The sequence below is a fragment of the Mycobacterium sp. genome, assembly GCF_035697385.1.
Taxonomy (GTDB): domain Bacteria; phylum Actinomycetota; class Actinomycetes; order Mycobacteriales; family Mycobacteriaceae; genus Mycobacterium.
Window position 1 is genome coordinate 1 of the sequence record NZ_DASSCY010000293.1, and the last position, 17,843, is coordinate 17,843.

14 protein-coding genes are annotated in these 17,843 nt (G+C 62.9%); 12 read left to right on the forward strand and 2 right to left on the reverse strand.

The genetic code is table 11. The features are described from left to right. The 6 genes from VFH65_RS24935 to VFH65_RS24960 form a co-directional block, all read left to right on the forward strand. The coding region (locus VFH65_RS24935; protein WP_353325167.1) for an acyl carrier protein at positions 1-699 on the forward strand (699 nt) is incomplete at its 5' end. After that, positions 696-5,147 carry a type I polyketide synthase gene (locus VFH65_RS24940; protein WP_353325169.1) on the forward strand — a complete coding sequence of 1,484 codons (4,452 nt, stop codon included), beginning with the start codon at positions 696-698 and terminating at the stop codon, positions 5,145-5,147. The genes VFH65_RS24935 and VFH65_RS24940, both read left to right, overlap by 4 nt. A 9-nt stretch (positions 5,148-5,156) precedes the next feature. After that, on the forward strand, positions 5,157-6,128 hold the full coding sequence (locus VFH65_RS24945) for an ATP-binding cassette domain-containing protein (protein WP_353325171.1): 972 nt from the start codon (positions 5,157-5,159) through the stop codon (positions 6,126-6,128). Further along, entirely contained in the window at positions 6,125-6,934 is an 810-nt protein-coding gene (locus VFH65_RS24950; RefSeq protein ID WP_353325172.1) for an ABC transporter permease, read from the forward strand. The genes VFH65_RS24945 and VFH65_RS24950 overlap by 4 nt, the downstream gene beginning before the upstream one ends. Beyond that, entirely contained in the window at positions 6,934-7,785 is an 852-nt protein-coding gene (locus VFH65_RS24955) for an ABC transporter permease (RefSeq protein WP_353325173.1), read from the forward strand. The genes VFH65_RS24950 and VFH65_RS24955 overlap by 1 nt, the downstream gene beginning before the upstream one ends. An 11-nt stretch (positions 7,786-7,796) precedes the next feature. Further along, positions 7,797-9,056, forward strand: a complete 1,260-nt coding sequence (locus VFH65_RS24960; protein WP_353325175.1) for a phthiocerol/phthiodiolone dimycocerosyl transferase family protein — start codon at positions 7,797-7,799, stop codon at positions 9,054-9,056. Here the strand turns inward: VFH65_RS24960 and VFH65_RS24965 are convergent. After that, on the reverse strand, positions 9,053-9,880 hold the full coding sequence (locus VFH65_RS24965) for a class I SAM-dependent methyltransferase (protein WP_353325177.1): 828 nt from the start codon (positions 9,878-9,880) through the stop codon (positions 9,053-9,055). The two genes, VFH65_RS24960 and VFH65_RS24965, sit on opposite strands and share 4 nt — an antisense overlap. A 92-nt stretch (positions 9,881-9,972) precedes the next feature. On the opposite strand from VFH65_RS24965, the gene VFH65_RS24970 reads away from it, so the two are divergent. The 6 genes from VFH65_RS24970 to VFH65_RS24995 all read left to right on the forward strand — a co-directional run bounded on the left by VFH65_RS24970 (position 9,973) and on the right by VFH65_RS24995 (position 16,338). After that, complete coding sequence (locus VFH65_RS24970; RefSeq protein ID WP_414688502.1) at positions 9,973-10,671, forward strand: flavodoxin family protein; 699 nt, start codon at positions 9,973-9,975, stop codon at positions 10,669-10,671. 16 nt (positions 10,672-10,687) lie between these two features. After that, positions 10,688-11,197 (forward strand): DUF2505 domain-containing protein, encoded by a 510-nt coding sequence (locus tag VFH65_RS24975; protein ID WP_353325179.1) that lies wholly within the window; start codon positions 10,688-10,690, stop codon positions 11,195-11,197. Next, positions 11,184-11,888: a nitroreductase family protein gene (locus VFH65_RS24980; RefSeq protein WP_353325181.1), complete on the forward strand. Its 705-nt coding sequence runs from the start codon at positions 11,184-11,186 to the stop codon at positions 11,886-11,888. The genes VFH65_RS24975 and VFH65_RS24980 overlap by 14 nt, the downstream gene beginning before the upstream one ends. 389 nt (positions 11,889-12,277) lie before the next feature. After that, entirely contained in the window at positions 12,278-13,483 is a 1,206-nt protein-coding gene (locus VFH65_RS24985) for a hypothetical protein (RefSeq protein ID WP_353325183.1), read from the forward strand. Positions 13,484-13,499: 16 nt separating this feature from the next. Beyond that, a complete protein-coding gene (locus VFH65_RS24990) occupies positions 13,500-14,984 on the forward strand; it encodes a flavin-containing monooxygenase (RefSeq protein ID WP_353325185.1) in 1,485 nt (494 codons plus the stop codon). A gap of 61 nt (positions 14,985-15,045) precedes the next feature. Further along, positions 15,046-16,338 carry a hypothetical protein gene (locus VFH65_RS24995; protein ID WP_353325187.1) on the forward strand — a complete coding sequence of 431 codons (1,293 nt, stop codon included), beginning with the start codon at positions 15,046-15,048 and terminating at the stop codon, positions 16,336-16,338. On the opposite strand, the gene treZ is transcribed toward VFH65_RS24995, so the two are convergent. Continuing rightward, a partial coding sequence (gene treZ / locus VFH65_RS25000; RefSeq protein WP_353325189.1) for a malto-oligosyltrehalose trehalohydrolase occupies positions 16,335-17,843 on the reverse strand: 1,509 nt, incomplete at its 5' end. The two genes, VFH65_RS24995 and treZ, sit on opposite strands and share 4 nt — an antisense overlap.

Genomic DNA, 17,843 nt, shown 5'->3' on the forward strand with positions numbered 1-17,843 from the left:
GCGAACGCATGGCTCGATGCGCTCGTCGTGTGGCGACGAGCATCGGGTCTGCCCGCCACAACCATCAATTGGGGCCAGTGGTCCGATGTCGGAGTCGCGCGCTCGCGCAGGATTGATGTGCTCGATCCCATCACTCCCGTCGAGGGTATCGAGGCCCTGGAGTCGCTGCTTGCCTGCGACCTCGCCCAGGCAGGTGTGGCACGGCTGCGCCTCGATCGCGCAGCGGCCGCATACCCCGAGATCCACCGTGTCGGCTACTTCGCCGACCTTGTCCAGGAATTGGATTCAACCTGCGACGACGATGACTGGGCAGGTCCCGGCGCGCTTCGTGATCTCGATTCCGTGGAGGCCAACCGGATCGTCACCGCGCGCCTACGTAGACGCATTTCGGCAATCATGGGCTTCCCCGACGACTGTGCCATCGACACGGACCAGGCGTTGACCGGGCTGGGCATGGATTCCCTGATGGCCGTGCGAATGAGGAACACCGTTCGAGGTGACTTCGGCGTGGAGCCGCCAGTGGCACTTCTGTTGCAGGGCGCCACCCTTGCCGACCTCGCAGCCGATCTCATCCGTCAGCTCGGCCTCTCCGTCGAGGACAACGCCGAGCGGACGAGCGGGCTTGGCGATCGCGCCCAGCAGCGTGCCGCAGCGCGCCAACGAGCCACGCTGCGGCGAAAGGTAGGACAACGAGCATGACCGGCAATTACGAAATCCCGTTGGCCTCTAACTCACTGCCACTCAATGCGATTGCGGTTGTCGGCATGGCCGGTAGATTCCCCGGCGCTAACTCCGTGTCAGCGTTCTGGCGCAATTTGCGGCGCGCTGAGGAATCGATCGTCACGTTGTCGGAGGAGGAACTCGTCGCCGCAGGCGTCGGCGAAAAGGCACTTGCAAACCACTCGTATGTGCGGCGCGCCGCGCTCCTCGATGGTATCGACGAATTCGACGCCGAATTCTTCGGCTTCACTCCGCAGGCTGCTCGGATGATGGATCCGCAACACCGGCTGTTCCTGCAGTGTGCATGGCATGCCCTGGAGGACGCTGTCTCCGACCCGGCTCAGATCGATGGCTCGGTCGGGGTGTTCGGAACCAGCTCGGCCAGTGGGTATCTCCTTCATAACCTGATGTCGCACCACGATCCGAACGCGATCATGGGGCAGGGCGCCACCTTCGAGATGGTCAACCTGTCGCTGCAGAACGACAAGGATCATCTGGCGACCCGGGTGGCTCACCAGTTCAATCTCCGGGGTCCCGCGTTGTCTGTTCAGACCGCATGCTCGTCGTCGCTGGTGGCGGTCCACTTGGCCTGCCAGAGCATTCTGAGCGGTGAATGCGATATGGCGCTGGCAGGCGCCGCGTCGATCCGCGTCCCGCACCGCGTGGGGTACTGGCACCAACCAGGGTCGATGGTGTCGGCGACCGGTCATTGTCGCCCGTTTGATGCGAGGTCGGACGGCACCATCTTCGGCAGCGGAGTCGCCGTTGTGGTCCTCAAGCCACTGCACGCCGCAGTCGACGACGGGGACCGCATTCACGCCGTGATCAGAGGTTCGGCGATCAACAACGACGGATCGACAAAGATGAACTATGCGGCGCCCAATGCGGCCGGTCAGGCCGAGGCAATCGCCGAGGCGCATGCGGTGGCGGGAATCGATGCGTCGACAGTGAGCTATGTCGAGACCCACGGAACGGGCACGCCACTCGGCGATCCGATCGAGATCGAAGGACTGCGACAGGCATTCGCTGTTTCCACCGCAACTAGACCCGGCCCATGCTTTGTCGGTTCGGTCAAGTCCAACATCGGTCACCTGGAGGTGGCGTCAGGGATCGCCGGCCTCATCAAGGCGATCCTGTGCGTCAAACACCAGGCGATTCCGGCCACCCTGCACTTCACCGGGCCCAATCCCGAGCTGCATCTGGACCGGGGACCGTTCGTCGTGCGCGATGAGTACGGCCCGTGGGAATGGGACGGCGTTCGCCGCGCTGGGGTCAGCTCGTTCGGTGTTGGTGGCACCAATGCGCATATCGTGCTCGAAGAGGCGCCGGTGGTGTCGGTTCCCGATATCGAGGCCGGCTCCCAAGTGCTTCTGTTGTCGGCTCGAACTGTCGAGGACCTGCAGGAGTCACGTGCGGCCCTGGCCGACGAATTGGGCTGCCCAGACAAGGTCAGCTTGTCGGATGCCGCATACACGCTCGGCCGTCGCCGGACAGAGAACGTCCGGATGGCCGCGGTCGTCGACGACCAGCAGCACGCGGCGGCGGTGCTGCGGGCGTCCGAACACGACAACATCTTTGTCGGTGAGTCGGTGCAGAGCAACGAATCAGCAACGGAGCGTGTGGTTTTCCTCTTTCCAGGACAGGGTGCTCAACACATCGGGATGGCACGTGGCCTCTACGAGGCCGAGCCCGTCTTCGCCGAGCACTTCGATCAGTGCGCGGCAGCGTTCGGTGACGAGTCGGCCGTCGACCTGCGTGCAGAGGTATTCGACGGAACCGGACGAAGCCTTGAGCGCACCGACCGGGCCCAACCCGCCCTCTTTTCCGTGGAATACGCGCTGGCGAAGCTGATCGAGTCCTACGGTGTTCGCGCGGCGGCGTTGGCGGGACACAGCATCGGTGAGTATGTCGCGGCGACCATCGCTGGCGTCTTTGATCTGCCGACGGCGGTCAAGGCGGTGTCCATGCGCGCGCGCCTGATGCATGCGGCACCCCGTGGCGTCATGGTCGCGGTGGCGCTGACTCCCGATGCCATCGCTGACCATCTTTCGGCAGACGTCGATCTTGCGGCGGTCAACGACCCTGGCAGTTGTGTCGTTGCAGGATCCGAGGAGGAGATCCGTAAGTTCTCCGATCGCCTTGCCGAGCAGGGGATCGTGGCTCGTCGTGTCCGGACGTCGCACGCGTTCCATTCTCGGTTGATGGATTCCGTGATTCCAGAGTTCAAGGGTTTCGTCTCCCGCCTGACTCTCCGTGAGCCGCAGATACCTTTGCTCTCGAACGTCACCGGAAATTGGATGTCTGCCGGCGAGGCGACCAATCCCGCTACCTGGGCGCGCCAGATACGGGCGACGGTCAGATTCGCCGACGAACTCGATGTGCTGCTTGCCGATCCGAGCCGGGTCGTTGTCGAGGTTGGTCCCGGTGGCAGTCTGACGGCCTCCGCAACGCGCCACCCCAGGTGGTCGAGCGGGCACCGCGCCATCCGCCTCATGCGCCACCAAGCCCAGAACCGAAGCGACCACGACGCCTTTCTTCTCGCTCTTGGGCAACTCTGGTCGGCGGGTGTCGAAGTCGATTGGACACCTCGGATGGCAGGTCACCGACCCCAGTTGGTCTCGCTTCCTGGCTATTCGTTCGCGCGCCAACGACATTGGGTCGATTACAATGCGACCGCCGAATGGACGCGGGGTTCCGGCGCGACCAACGGGATGGCGACGGCGTCGTCAGCCGGGACGGCAGCCAACACGCAGGCGGCCACGAATGGCAAGTCGCCGATGGAAGCGGCGTTACAGCGTATCTGGGCGCAGTGTCTCGGTGTCGGCTCGATCGATCGGAACGCCAACTTCTTCGAACTCGGCGGCGACTCACTGATCGCGATCAGCGTCGCCATGAGCGCGGCCAATGAAGGGCTCGATCTCACACCGCAGGATCTGTACGAGAACCAGAGCGTAGCCGCGCTCGCCAAGGCCCTGACCGCCCGCTATGCAATTGGCGGCTTGGGGCGTCAGTCGCCGAATGACGCGGAGAAACCACCTGTTCCACCCAACATTGCGTACTTCCTGGAGCATGGGCTGCGCGATCCCGGGTGCTGGCGCATCCCCGTGATCCTGCAGCTTCGCCCCGACGTCGAGGTGGAGGACGTCCGGTCGGTGCTCACCGCGGTGACGAACCATCACGATGCGCTTCGACTGCGGATTGCGCCGCGGGCGGGGACGTGGGAGCAGCAGATCGGAGAACCACAGGATTTCATCGAACTGGTAACACGGTCGCTTCCGGACGACCTCGCACCCGGCAGCCCGCAGGAGCGAGAAGCAGTGCTGGGCATCGTCGATGAGCAGATCCGCGGTCACGGCCTGTCAAGTGCGCCGCTGACCGCCACGTATATCCAAGGGCGGCCGGGCGGGCAGTGCTACCTCGTGATCAGTGTGCATGGGATCGTGAGTGACAACGCGTCACGCGACATCTTGCTCACCGACATCTTCACGGCTTTCGCCCAACACTTGGCCGGGGAAGACATTGCGCTGCAACCTGTCACAACTTCATGGCGAGAGTGGTCACAACGCTGTGCCGCACTCGCCACGCATCCCGCGGTCGTGGAGAGCCGGGACTTCTGGCTGGAAACCACCACCAAAGCGACACTATGGGTGGCCGGCGCGAACGACTCGAACCCGCCGGGGCCCGACGACCTGGTGAGATTGTCTTCGACGCTTACTGCCGACGAAACAATCGCGATCGATGATGCGCGTCGCAGGCTCCGGCTGCCGATCGACGAAATCCTGCTGGCCGCACTGGCCCGGACGATCGCGGCGACAGTCGGTGAGGGTGGCGTCGCCGTCGACCTCGGCGGACCGGGCCGGGCGGTTCTCAAGCCCGATGTCGACCTGCGTCGCACGGTTGGCTGGTTCACCACCGTCTATCCCGTAGTTCTCACCTGTACAAAGGGCGAGGAGGCGAGCGCCAGGCAACTGTTGGACGGGGTGCACGAAACGCTGAAAGCCGTTCCACACTACGGAATAGGGTACGGGCTCTTGCGATACGTGTACGCGCCAACCGCACGACTGCTGGGCGCCAGCCGCCCCGCCGACATCCTGTTCTCGAACGTCGGAACGATTCCCGACCTACGGGCCATGTCCTCCGAAGATGCTCCCGTTCAGTTCGATTCCGACACGGCCTTGCCGGTGCGCGATGCGATTCCCGGCCTTGGGCACGCCGTCGAGCTTCGGGCGTATCGCACCTCCGGTGCGCTGCATCTGGATTGGTGGTATGACAGCCGCCGCCTGGACGCGGCGGAGGCGCAATCGTTCGCCCGGCAGTTCCCGCTCGCGCTTACGGAACTGACCAAAGAGGCGCTCGCAGAGGATGAAATCGCATCGGCCGGCGAGGAACTGGCCCTGGTGGACCTGTCGTCGACCGACTCGGTATAGGAGAAGCGAATGTACAACACCGATAAGGCGGTAGTCGTCAGCGGGATCAGGAAAGCCTTCGGTTCCGTTGTCGCCCTGCGCGACATCACTTTCGACGTCAGCCGCGGCGAGGTGCTCGGCTTGCTCGGACCGAACGGGGCAGGTAAGACGACGATGGTCGACATCTTGTCGACACTGACTCGGCAAGACCGGGGGACGGCGACGGTGGCCGGCCATGATGTCCTTTCCGACCCGGCAGGCGTCCGGCGGTCGATCATGCTCACCGGACAGCAGGTGGCCCTCGACGAGATGCTGACCGGTCGCGAGAACCTGGTGATGTTCGGGCGTCTGCAGGGGCTGAAGAAGGAGGACGCGCGAGCGCGGGGTAAAGAACTTCTCGAGCAGTTCGATCTTGTGCACGCGGCCGACCGGTGCGTCAGCACGTATTCAGGTGGCATGCGCAGAAGGATCGATATCGCGTGCGGATTGGTGGTCCGACCCGAAGTGGCGTTCCTTGATGAACCGACCACCGGACTGGATCCTCGTAGCAGGCAAAGCATTTGGGACCTGGTGTCCGAGTTCAGGGACGCGGGCATCGCGACACTGCTGACGACCCAGTACCTCGAGGAGGCCGACGCGCTCAGTGACCGCATCATCGTGATTGACCACGGCACGATCATCGCGGAGGGAACCGCCGACGAGCTCAAGGAGCGTACGGGAGGGACCTATTGCGAAATCGTCCCGCGCGACCTGAAAGATCTGCCCGCCATCGCCGAGGCGCTCGGGTCGTTGTTGCCCGAGCACAACCGCGCGGCGCTGACGCCGGCGTCCGACCGCATCTCGATGCCCGCACCTGACGGTCCGAACACGCTCGTGCTTGCCCTGTCTCACTTGAACGGGGCAAACATCGAGCTGCGCGATATCGCGCTTCGGCGACCCTCACTTGACGAAGTGTTCCTCGCGATGACGACGGAACGCGTCGAAGAGGAAGTGCTCTCGTGACGGCTTCCGCGGCTATCCGGCCGACGGCATCCACCGTTCAGCAGTGGTGGGTGCTGACGGTTCGCATGGTCACGCCCACGCTGCGTAATGGGGAAGTGCTCACTCAGGTCGCCGCTTCGATCATGTTCACCGTCGGCTTCTACATCCCGCTCAAACACATACTCGGCGCCTTCGCCCAGGGGATGAGTAGCTATGCGCAGTACCTGATGCCGCTGATCGCCCTTCAAGCGATCGCGTTCGCAGCGGTATCGGCGGCGTTCCGATCTGCCGTTGACTCGGTTCAGGGCATCAACCGGCGATTCAAAGCAATGCCAATCGCCCCGCTGACACCACTGGGCGCGCGGATGTCGGCCAGCATGTACCGCTGCGTCATCGCGCTGGTGGTCTCCCTTGTGTGTGGTCATATCATCGGGTTCCGGTTCTACAGCGGGGTGGCGCACACTATTGGCTTCTGCCTACTGGTGCTCTTGATCGGCGTCGCGCTCTCTTTCCTGGGCGACCTGATCGGGGCTGCGAACGAGAACCCGGAAGCCACCGCACCGATAATGCTGCTGCCGCAATTGATCTTCGGTCTGTTGTCGGTCGGCCTGCAACCGGTCGAACGGTTCCCGGAGTGGATCCAACCCTTCGTCCGGGATCAACCGATTTCCCAGTTTGTCTACGCGCTGCGTGCATTGGCGGGGGACAGTACACCGGCGGCCGGTGAGGTGACGTGGTCCGTCACCGGCCCTGCATTGGCTTGGTCGGTGGGATTGACCGTGATTCTGATTCCACTGCACGCTCTCGTTTCTTCTAGGCGGCGATGATGTCTCTTGCACTGGAGGACAGGAAGGCAGTCGCACCACGTCGGGGCGCACATCGAGCACGCCGAGACTTCTCGGAGAGCTCGCCTCGGCGGCTCATTCCGCATACGTGGGTGCTCACCGCGCGAATACTTCGTCGGTGGAGCCGCGATCGTGCAACCGTGGTCGAATCGCTGATCGTTCCGGTGGCGTTTCTGGTCACACTGAACATCGTTCTCGGGGATGGTATTTCGCAGGTAACCGGACACAGCGCCCTCTACAACAGTGTGCCCCTGGTCGCGATGGTCGGGGCAATGTCTGGCGCGATGGTCGGTGGTATCGGCCTGATGCGTGAGCGCACAGACGGCTTGCTGTCCCGATTGTGGGTGGTGCCCGTGCACCGGGCGGCGGGTCTGCTGTCGCGACTGGTGGCCGACGCCGTCCGGATTGTGGTCACCACTGTGGTCATCTTGTGCGCCGGCCTGGTTCTGGGTTTCCGCTTCCGGCAGGGGATCCTGGAATCGGTGGCATGGCTGTTCATCCCGACCGCCTTCGCGGTGGCGTTCTCGATGGCCGTCATCACCCTCGCCTTGTACACGGCGAAAACGATCGTGCTGGAGGCCACCGAGATCATCTGGGGACTGCTGATGTTCTTCAGCACCGGCTTCGTGCCACTCGATCAGTTCCCGCGGTGGATTCAACCGGTTGTCGAACATCAGCCGGTGAGCTATGCAATCGAGACGATGCGCGGATTGTCGCTCGGTGGCCCGGTGTTGTCGCCGATGGTTGGGATGCTGCTCTGGTCGGCAGGCATCGCCGCGGCCTTTGCGGTGCCGATGGCAATCGGGTACCGACGGGCCAGCATGCGCGGCTGAGGGGGCATGAAATGTTTTCATCGTCGGTCATCCGGAAGCTGGCGCGCAGTGAGGAAATGTTCGCCGAGACACACAATTTCGTGGGTCTGGGCGCACACGTGACGGGTTCCGTCGATGTCGACGCGCTGTCGGCAGCCTTCGACGCGCTGCTCGAGGCGCACCCGGTTCTCGCAGGCCACCTCGAGCGAGCCCCCGACGGCCGGCATCAGATCGTCGTCGACGACCTACTTCACCCGGGAATCGTCGTGGTGGAGCTCGACGATCCGGCTGCCGAAAGCCCCCCGCTACACCTCGATCAGGGCGAGTCGCTGGTCCAGCTCCGGTTGACGCTTCGTGACGGACACGCGGAGCCGACCCTTTACGTCCATCACAGCCTCGCCGACGGACACCACGAGTTCAGTCTCATCGAGGAGGTCTTCTCGCGGTATACGAATCTCGTCTGCGGCGGCAGCATCGGCCCGGTCAGCGTTTCGCCTGCCCCTGCGCCGTTAGAGGTTGTCCTCGCTGATCGGGGGATACAGAAACAGAATCGGTCGGGACTCGAGCGGTTCATGCCTGCGATGTTCGCCTACGATCTACCACCGTCCCGGCGGGCGGCGACCGGTGTCAAAGCTGCTTCGCCCGTGCGTGTTCCGATGGCGTGGTGTCGCCTCGACGAGCATGAGACGCGTGACGTCGTCGCGTTCTGTCGTGCGCACCGGCTCGGCTTGAACGCCATGCTCTCCGCGGCTGTTCTGTTGGCGGAGTGGCGACTCCGAGGTACGCCGCACATCCCAGTGCCCTATATCTACCCAGTCGATCTGCGCTACTTCCTCTCACCGCCGGTGTCCGCGACCGCATGCACGAACCCCGTGGGAGTGGCCACCTATCTCGCGGAGATCGACCACCACACCACTATCGCGGGACTGGCCTACGACATCGCAGAGGCTTTCCGGAAGGACCTGGCCGACGGCGTGATCCAGCAGTCTCTGCTGCATTTCAGCCCCGAGTACGTCGGGAATCCACCCGGCCTACCCGATGTCGTCATGCTCACCGACAATGGTGTGGTTCCTCCGGTGCGCACCCCGCCCGATGTGGAAATGACCGCGTGTCACGGCGAGTTGTTCTTCGCCGTCAACGCCGGCATCGACATGTACACCAGCAAGATATTCGCCGGGCAAATGTGGATCGAGCACCACTCCCATGCACCGGTGCCGGAAGAGCCCCTCGACGCGATACGTTCGCTGCTTTGTGCTGCCGCCGAGTCGCATGCCAAGACCGGTGCCAACTAATGGTTCCCGAATGCGTAGCGATGGTATTGCAGCGCTTTGCGTGCAGGGGGAACCATGCGAGTCAAACGTCTCGCCAACCGGAATCCTGCAGGTGCCCGGCTGAATGTGTTCGCGTCGAAAAAGGTAACCGCGATCAGCAATCGAACCCCGGGAACTCGATAAAGGATGTCCTCAGGACTGTTGACCGCCCAGTGAAGCGTCGCCCCGGACCGCCGCACCAAGGTATGCGTCTTCTGCGACCTGATTGCAAGCGAATTATAGAAGTCGATCTGCAATTCGCCCGAGGGGAAGCGGTCGACGACGCGTCGCAGCAGTGCGACACCGTCGGTCTCCGTCAGATACATGCTGATGCCTTCGGCGAGCATCAGCACAGGGCGGTCCGCGGGAATCTGCTCGAGCCAGGATGGATCCGTCGCGGAAGTGGCCACCAGGTGGTACCGCGGGCGCGTCGGATAGACCTTCTCGCGCAAGGCGATGACGGCCGGATAGTCGACGTCGTACCACTCCACCCCTGGTCCGGGGTCAAGCCGAAACACCCGGCTGTCCAACCCGCAGCCGAGATGCACCACGGCACAGTGCTCGTGCACGGCCAGGAATTGGCGTGCCCAGATGTCGTACTGGGCGGTGCGAACGGTGACCAGCGGTGCCCATCTGCCGGGTATCGCGACCGCGCGCCAGTCGCAATCGAGACGATCGACCGCTTCGACCGCGTACCGGTCGCCAAGCACGGGGCGGTCGAAACCAGCATCCAGCGCCTTGAGATACAGGGTCGCCAGCATGGTCTGCGCAGCGCCACTGAGGTCGACGGAAACCTTGTCGGTCACACGTCTGAGGTTAGTCCGCGAGAAGCGCCTTGCGACGAAAACTCGTCGCAAGAAAGCCGTTTGAAGGAAATCTCGATAGAGGGGGTGCAGCAGTGACTGACGTGGCAAGCGACCAGCGCGGCGACCGGCGGCCGCGGGTCCTGCTCCTGTACTACACGTACACGGGGCAGGCGCTCAGGGTGCTCGAAGCCGCGGGAGATGTCTTCCGCGAACGAGGTTGTGAAGTGGATAAGGCCCAGATCGAGTTCACCGATCCGCGGTATTCCGAGCGGTTCTCGCGCTTTCCGATGCGACATGTGTGGCGAGACCTTCTCAGTGTCTTGCCGGCTCAGACGCGCCGTGCCAGCGGAGAAATCCGAACTCCGGACGAGGTGCGAAACGCGGACTATGACCTGATCTGCATCGGCTCGCCGACCTGGTGGCGGACCACGAACATGCCTATGCGCTCGTTTCTGGTGTCGGATGAAGCGCGAAAGCTCCTCGGCGGCAGAACCTTCGCCGTGTTCGTCGTCTGCCGTCGATATTGGCGCGAGAACTTCACTACGGTGCGCAAGCTGGGGGAGAAGCGAGGAGGCCGGTATGTGGGTGGAGTCCATTTCGAGTATCCCGGCGGACAGGTCCGCTCCCTACTCTCGCTCAGCAGCTACCTCGGGTCGGGAGAGTATCGCGACCGATACCTGGGTTTGCGCATTCCGAGTACCAACATCCAGCAGGAGCAGTTGGCGCGGACCCGGCAGTTCGCGTCGGTGCTTACCGATGGGTTACTCGCCGAGGGCGCGAACGTTCGCTAGGAAGCAGGTTTCTGCTATGCCGTATTCGTTCGACGTGTTGACCGAATCCACCGCCAGTGTGGAACAAGTCCATTCGGCGTTCGGTGAGGCGGACTACTGGATGGCCCGTCTCGCGGCCTTCGATGCTGGTACCACGCTGGCATCGTTGATTGTCGATGCGGACGACTCAGTGACCGTGACCACCACACAGGACTTGCGCCACGACCGCCTGCCCGGATTGATCGCCAAGTTCTATCCCGGCGATCTGAAAATCCTGCGCAAGGAGACGTGGAGTCCCCTCGGCGACCGTCGGGTACACGGGCACATCAGCATCGCGGTGCGTGGGGCGCCTGCATCGGGACTTGGCAAGGCCTTGCTAGCGCCGGCGGGGAGCGGCTCGTCGCTGAAGTTCACCGCGACAGTGGAGTTCAAACTCCCGTTGGTCGGCGGCAAGATCGAGACCTACATCGGTGGTCAATTGGCCGAGCAGATCCCTGCAATTCAACGTTTCACCACAACATGGATCACCGAGCATGACTGCGACTGACTCGCCGGCCGCAGCAGAGGCGCTGGCCCGCCTCGACATGCCGCTGCTCGACGCGATGATGACTCAGCGAGCGGTGCGGCGTGTCCTCCCGGACCCCGTCGACGATGCGGTTGTGTTGAAGTGCATCGAACTTGCGCTGCGAGCACCGACCGGGGCGAACGGGCAGAACTGGGAATTCATCGTCGTAAAGGACCGCCGTGTCAAGGAGAAGCTCGCCAGGCGCTACCGCCTGGCCTGGAAGATCTACTACGGCGCGGTAATCCGGCGCGTCGCTGCCCGCGACGAGTCGATGGCCAGGACGGCGCGCGCAGTGCAATGGCAGGTCGACCACTTCACCGAGATCCCGGTCCTCGTAGTGGCATGTCTGCGCCTTGGCGTTCGCGAGGGGCGGCTGCCGTACCTGCCCATGCCCCACGCGGCCGCATCCGGATACTTCGGATCGATCTACCCCAGCGTGCAGAACCTGTTGCTTGCCGCCCGCGCGATGGGTCTGGGTGCTTGCCTCATCACCCTGCCGCTGTGGAGCGTGGCTTCGGCGCGTAGAACTCTCAGACTGCCACTGGACGTGACCCCCTGTTGCATCGTGCCACTCGGTTGGCCGCGCGGACGCTACGGGCCGACCACCCGAAAGCCGGTCGACCAGGTGACCCACCTCAATGCCTACGGGAACCGGACATGGCTCGAAACCTGATGTCTAGCATGCCCATTCGGCAAATCCGGGGGAAGCACCTAGGCGTGGTTTCGTTACGGGCGTCAAACCCTTGTCCTTCAACACCATCCAACGAAATGGCGAATAGCTTGGACGATTGGAGTCAAGATCATAAGACGCCTGTACGATTTGCCAGAATTGCAACAGCATGTTCAATTAGAGCTTGCATTCGCAAACCTAGTGTGTTCGCCAGTGCCGGGAGATAAGCCGTAATAACAGCGTATTACACCAATCAAGGAGGTTGCTGAGAGAACCAAACGCCAACACTCACCAAAATAATCGGAAATTTAGCCAATACTCGGATTTTCCTCGGTAGGTTCGAGGCAACCACAACGACACAACGACACAACGATTTGTACAGGGGGGCCGTCATGTTTGCAGCTGTCCGTCCATGCGTTACGGCTGGAGCGGCACTCGTAGGAGCCGGCGTCATCGCTGTCGCTCCGATCGCGCCGCCGCCACCCGATGTTTACATTGCCAACCCGGAGGCGCAGCTGGCCGCCAATCCGGTCAACGGGCTGTTCGCAGCGATCGTCAACATCCCGGCGTACGAGATCGCGGCCATGCAGGCAATGGCGGATGCTCTCAACGAAAATGGCCCGCTGCAGTGCTACCCAGACTGTCCACCCAACAACTACTTGGGTTGGGAGGAAGGGTTTGACGAGCACTTCACGAACGCGTTCGTGTTGGCACTTTTGCCGTTCCCGGGACTGGCGGGACCGCTCGCTGCGCAGTTCAACCAGGTGCTGCTCAACGAGCTGCCTACGAATCCCGAGGCCTGCACGACTATTCCGGCCCCCTGCCCTGACCCGGCAACATTGTTCATGAGCTGGTGGACCATACCTCCATGGGAGCTGCTTGCGTCGGGGATGCTGGATCCGGTCGCGGCCATAAATGCATTCATCGCAAGCCTGAGCGAGCCGTCCGAGATCCAGCCGATGCCCTCGCTGCAGGAGGTCGTCACAGCCATTCAAGAGCTCGCCCAGGGGATCCGCGTTTTCCTGACGATGCCGATCTTCAACGACCCGGCCAACTTCGTCCGAATGATGCCCGAATTCGTTGAGTTCTTCAGAAACCTCTTCACGGGATATGCCACTGCGCCTCCGCCAACGTTCATCCCTTCGTTTACGCCGAATCCCATGCAGACGTTCACCATTGAAGCGGCTCCCGTCGCGCCGGCACCCGCTGTGACGAGCAACGAGGTGGCGGCCGCGAACGTCCAGCCGGACAGCGTGCCCGGCCCCAGCACCGCCACCCAGGCACCTCCGCCCCCGGCTCCGGTGGTCGAAACGGTGTCAGAGACCGTGACGCAGCTGCTGACCCCTGCCCCCGTCCAAGAGATCACTACCTCGAGCGCCGCTACTCCGGACCCCGAGCCGACGAACACGATTTCGGCCGACGAGATGGATGGCGGCAACAAGGTGGAGCCAGGCCAGGTCGGTGGAAACGACACCCCATCCGGTGGCGGACTCAGTGACACAGTGAATTCCGTGACCGACCAGATCAACGACACCATCTCGAACGTCACCGGTGGCTTGACGGGCGGCATTGGCGGCGAGACCGGCGACGCCGAATAAGTCGCGGAATCGCCAGATGACCATGCAGGAGTTCGACGTAGTCATCGTCGGAGCGGGATTCGGTGGAATCGGCGCGGCGATCCAACTCAATAGGCTGGGCTATGACAACATCGTGATCCTCGAGCGCGAGGATGACCTCGGTGGAACGTGGCACGTGAACCGTTACCCGGGCCTTGCTGTCGATGTCCCGTCCACAACGTATTCCTATTGGTTCGAGCCGAATCCACATTGGTCACGGCTGTATGCGCCGGGCGCGGAATTGAAGCGCTATGCCGAGCACGTGGCGGACAAGTACGACGTGCGTCAGTACATGCGGTTCAACACGACCGTCGAAGGCGCCAGGTGGGATGACGACGTCCAGGTCTGGCGGGTCGCGCTCGCCGGCGGTGAAACGCTGAGCGCACAGTTCCTGATCACCGCGACCGGCTTCCTTTGCCAACCATGCACCCCGGACATTCCCGGTATCGACACGTTCAACGGGCGAATCATCCACTCCGCCAAGTGGGATGACAGCTACTCGTTCAATGGACGCCGGGCTGCCGTCATCGGAACCGGATCCACCGCCGTGCAGCTCATACCCGAGCTGGCCAAGGAAGCTTCAGAACTGACCGTCTATCAGCGCACTCCGATTTGGGTGCTACCCAAGTTCGATATCGGGTTCTCCCCGGCGGTACAACGGCTTTTCGCCCGGGTACCTCTTGCCCAGCGCACCCTGCGGTGGTTCACCGACACCGGCATGGAGTTCATGATGGTGATCGCGATGTGGAAATACCGCTATTTCAAGCAAGTCAACAAGGCAGCGTCAGCCTTGGCCAAATTCCATCGGTTCCTATCGATCCGCGACAAGGATTTGCGGCGCAAGCTGAACCCCGATTACGACTACGGGTGCAAGCGGCCGACCTTGTCCAATTCGTACTACCGCACATTCACCAAACGGCACGTGCATCTGGATACCAGTGGTATCGCGCGGATCGAGCCCGACGGCGTCGTCGCCCGCGATGGCACCAAACGGTTCATCGACACCTTGGTCCTCGCGACCGGGTTCGACGTATGGGACGCCAACCTGCCAGCGATCGAGGTGATCGGGCGGGAAGGACGTAATCTCGGAAAATGGTGGCGGGAGAACAGGTTCCAGGCGTACGAGGGCGTCGCGGTGCCCTACTTCCCGAATTTCTTGACGCTGGCCAGCCCGTACGCGTGGGTCGGCCTGTCGTGGTTCAACACGGTGGAATACCAGAGGCGGCACATGGACCGGCTGTTCCGCGAGCTACAGCGGCGCGGTGGTCACACCTTCGAGGTCACCGAAAAGGCCAATGCTCGCTTCCTCGATCAAATGACCGAGCTGCTCGGCGATTCGGTGTTCCACCTCGGCAACTGCGCGACCTCACGGTCGTATTGGTTCAACCACAGCGGGGAGGCGCCACTGTTCCGACCGACCTCGGTGCATAGCGCGGTTAAGGAACAGGCGCGTTTTCCATTGGCGGACTACGCGATTGCCTGAGGAGTTTCGCCGCATTGAAACGTGTCGGGCTCCTACGCCACAACAATGAAAGTGAGCCGTTGTGTATGCAGCTGTGCGTCCGCACGTCTTGGCCGGCGCCGCATTGGTAGGGGCCAGCGTCCTAGCCGTCACGCCGATCGCGCCACCATCCGATATCCGCATCGCCAACCCGGCTACGCGTCTGACTGCTGCCAGTCAATTGCCCGGGCCGATCGCTGCCATCGCTAATGTTCCTTTCCACGAGCTTGCGGCCCTCCAAGCTCTCGCGGATGCTCTTCAGGAGAACGGGCCACTAGCGTGTTTTCCGTCTTGTCCGCCTAACAACTTCTTAGGTTGGGAGCCAGGATTTGACGAAGCTTTTATGGAGGCCGTGGTGGAGGCGCTGCTGCCGTTCCCACTGATCGCCCAGCCCATCGCAGACAACTTGAACGCGATTCTGCTTGCCGAGCTACCTGTTAATCCAGAAGGCTGCGCGGGGGTTCCCGCGCCCTGCCCCGACCCGGGTGCGCTGTTTCGCACCTGGTTTACCGTGCCGCTCTCGCAGCTAGTTGCCACCGGGAGGGTCGATCCACTCGCGCCCATCCAAGGTCTCATCGCAACTTTGACCACACCGTCTACGATTCAGCTCCCCGACATCCAGGGCGTCCTCACAACCGCGGTGGATCTCTCTGCGGGGCTTGCCGTCTTCCTGCTGCCGTCGCCTGATTTCATCGCAAGTCTGTTCTTACCGTCTACGTACATCCAGACGGTCAGCACAGCCGTCAAGGTCATCTCCGCGGTGGCTACCGTTACCCTGGCGCGGCTTATCCCTGGCGACTTCTCGCAACCATTTTTCTCTCCGGTTTCGCCAACGTCGATCCCTTCGCTTTCACCCAGCCCCGCACAGACGTTGACCATCAGCGCGGACCAGAACAACGAGGTCCCGGGCGTCACTGAAGACGCCGCTGACGAACTCGGCGACGAACTTGCTGACGTACCCACCCGGAACTCGCCGGATGCCGAGGATGGCGCTGACGACCTGGCTGGCGTCCAAGCCGGTGGTGAAGCCGAGATTTTCGCTGACGCCGGCCAAGGGCCGGATACCCCGCGCACAGCGGTCGAGGAGGAGCCGACGACCACCACGTCGACCGACGTGATGAGTTACGGCAACAAGGTCAAGCCGGGCCAGGTCGGAGGAGATGACACCGCGTCCGGTGACGGGCTGGCTGGCACAGTGAAGTCAGTGACTGACCGGATAACTTCCAGTATCTCGAATGTCACCGGTCGCTTCACGGGCGGTGATACCGAGACTGGCGACGCCGGCACCGACGGCAGCGAAATTGGGGACGCCGCCGCTGACCGATCAACCGACTAGGCCACGGCCTGGGGCGACATGCGCAGAATCGCGAACGAGTGCCCTTGCAGCTGCGTGTTCTCGCCGTCTGTGACGGGATTGCCCCATGCCAGCACCACCTCGCCGGTCACAGGAACATCTACGGCTTCGGCGCCCAGATTGCATGCGATGGCCAGCGAACCGCGGTGCATCACGACCCACCGTTGGTCTTCGTCGAAATCGACGCGCAGATGACCCAACCAGGGGTCGGCCATGTCAGGTTCGGTGTGCCGCAGCGCAATCAGATGTTGATAGATGCGACGCAGCCGACCGTGCTCGCCCTCGTCGACCTCGGCCCAAGTCAGCTTGGACCGCTCGAAGGTCGCCGGGTCCTGAGGGTCAGGGATTTCGTCGGCATCCCACCCGTGCTCGGCGAACTCTCGCTTGCGGCCCTCGGCGGTCGCCCTGGCCAACTCGGGCTCCGGGTGGCTGCTGAAGAACTGAAACGGCGACGACGATCCCCACTCTTCGCCCATGAAAAGCATTGCCGTATAGGGAGACCCGAGGGCCAGTGCCGCCTTCACGGCAAGCTGACCGAAAGTCAGATTCTGCGACGGCCGATCACCGACCGCGCGGTTGCCGACCTGATCGTGTGTCAAGGTGTACGCGAGCAGCCGCGTCGCCGGGATCATCGACGTGTCCAGCGGGCGCCCATGGCGGCGGTGCCGAAACGACGAGTAGCTGCCCGCATGGAAGTAGCCGTTCTTCAAGGTCTGCGCCAGCGTCTCCAGTGAGCCGAAATCGGCGTAGTAGCCTTGCCGTTCACCCGAGACCGCGGCGTGGATGGCGTGGTGGATATCGTCGTCCCACTGGGCGGTCATCCCGTATCCGCCGTGATCTCGCGGTGTGATCAGCCGCGGATCGTTGCGGTCACTCTCAGCGATCAGCGATAGCGGATGGCCCAATTCCTCTGCCAGCGCATCGGTTTCAGCGGACAACTCCTCGAGAATGTGAATCGCCGTGGTGTCGACCAGTGCGTGCACCGCGTCGAGCCGCAGGCCGTCGGCGTGGAAGTCGCGCATCCAGCGCAGCGCACAGTCGATGATGTAGCGGCGCACCTCGTCGGCGTCCGCGTCGGCGATGTTGATCGATTCGCCCCACGGGTTGCTTCCCGACGACAAATACGGGCCGTACCGCGGCAGGTAATTTCCCGACGGGCCAAGGTGATTGAACACCGCGTCGATCAGCACACCAAGGCCCCGCCGATGGCACGCGTCGACAAGGCGGACCAGGCCGTCGGGCCCTCCGTAGGGTTCGTGCACCGCGTACCACAGCACGCCGTCGTAACCCCAGCCATGTGTGCCGCCGAAGGCGTTGACCGGCATCAACTCGACGAAGTCCACGCCCAGATCGACCAGGTAGTCCAGCTTCTCGATAGCGGAGTCGAATGTGCCGCCGCGTGTGAACGTTCCGACGTGCAGTTCGTAGATCGCCTTGCCTTCGATCGACCGACCGGGCCAGTCGCCGTCGGACCATGCGTCAGGGGC

Coding starts and splice junctions, on each gene's coding strand:
- VFH65_RS24940 (WP_353325169.1), top strand. CDS start 696: ATGACCGGCAATTACGAAATCCCGTTGGCCTCTAACTCACTGCCACTC.
- VFH65_RS24945 (WP_353325171.1), top strand. CDS start 5,157: ATGTACAACACCGATAAGGCGGTAGTCGTCAGCGGGATCAGGAAAGCC.
- VFH65_RS24955 (WP_353325173.1), top strand. CDS start 6,934: ATGTCTCTTGCACTGGAGGACAGGAAGGCAGTCGCACCACGTCGGGGC.
- VFH65_RS24960 (WP_353325175.1), top strand. CDS start 7,797: ATGTTTTCATCGTCGGTCATCCGGAAGCTGGCGCGCAGTGAGGAAATG.
- VFH65_RS24975 (WP_353325179.1), top strand. CDS start 10,688: ATGCCGTATTCGTTCGACGTGTTGACCGAATCCACCGCCAGTGTGGAA.
- VFH65_RS24980 (WP_353325181.1), top strand. CDS start 11,184: ATGACTGCGACTGACTCGCCGGCCGCAGCAGAGGCGCTGGCCCGCCTC.
- VFH65_RS24985 (WP_353325183.1), top strand. CDS start 12,278: ATGTTTGCAGCTGTCCGTCCATGCGTTACGGCTGGAGCGGCACTCGTA.
- VFH65_RS24990 (WP_353325185.1), top strand. CDS start 13,500: ATGACCATGCAGGAGTTCGACGTAGTCATCGTCGGAGCGGGATTCGGT.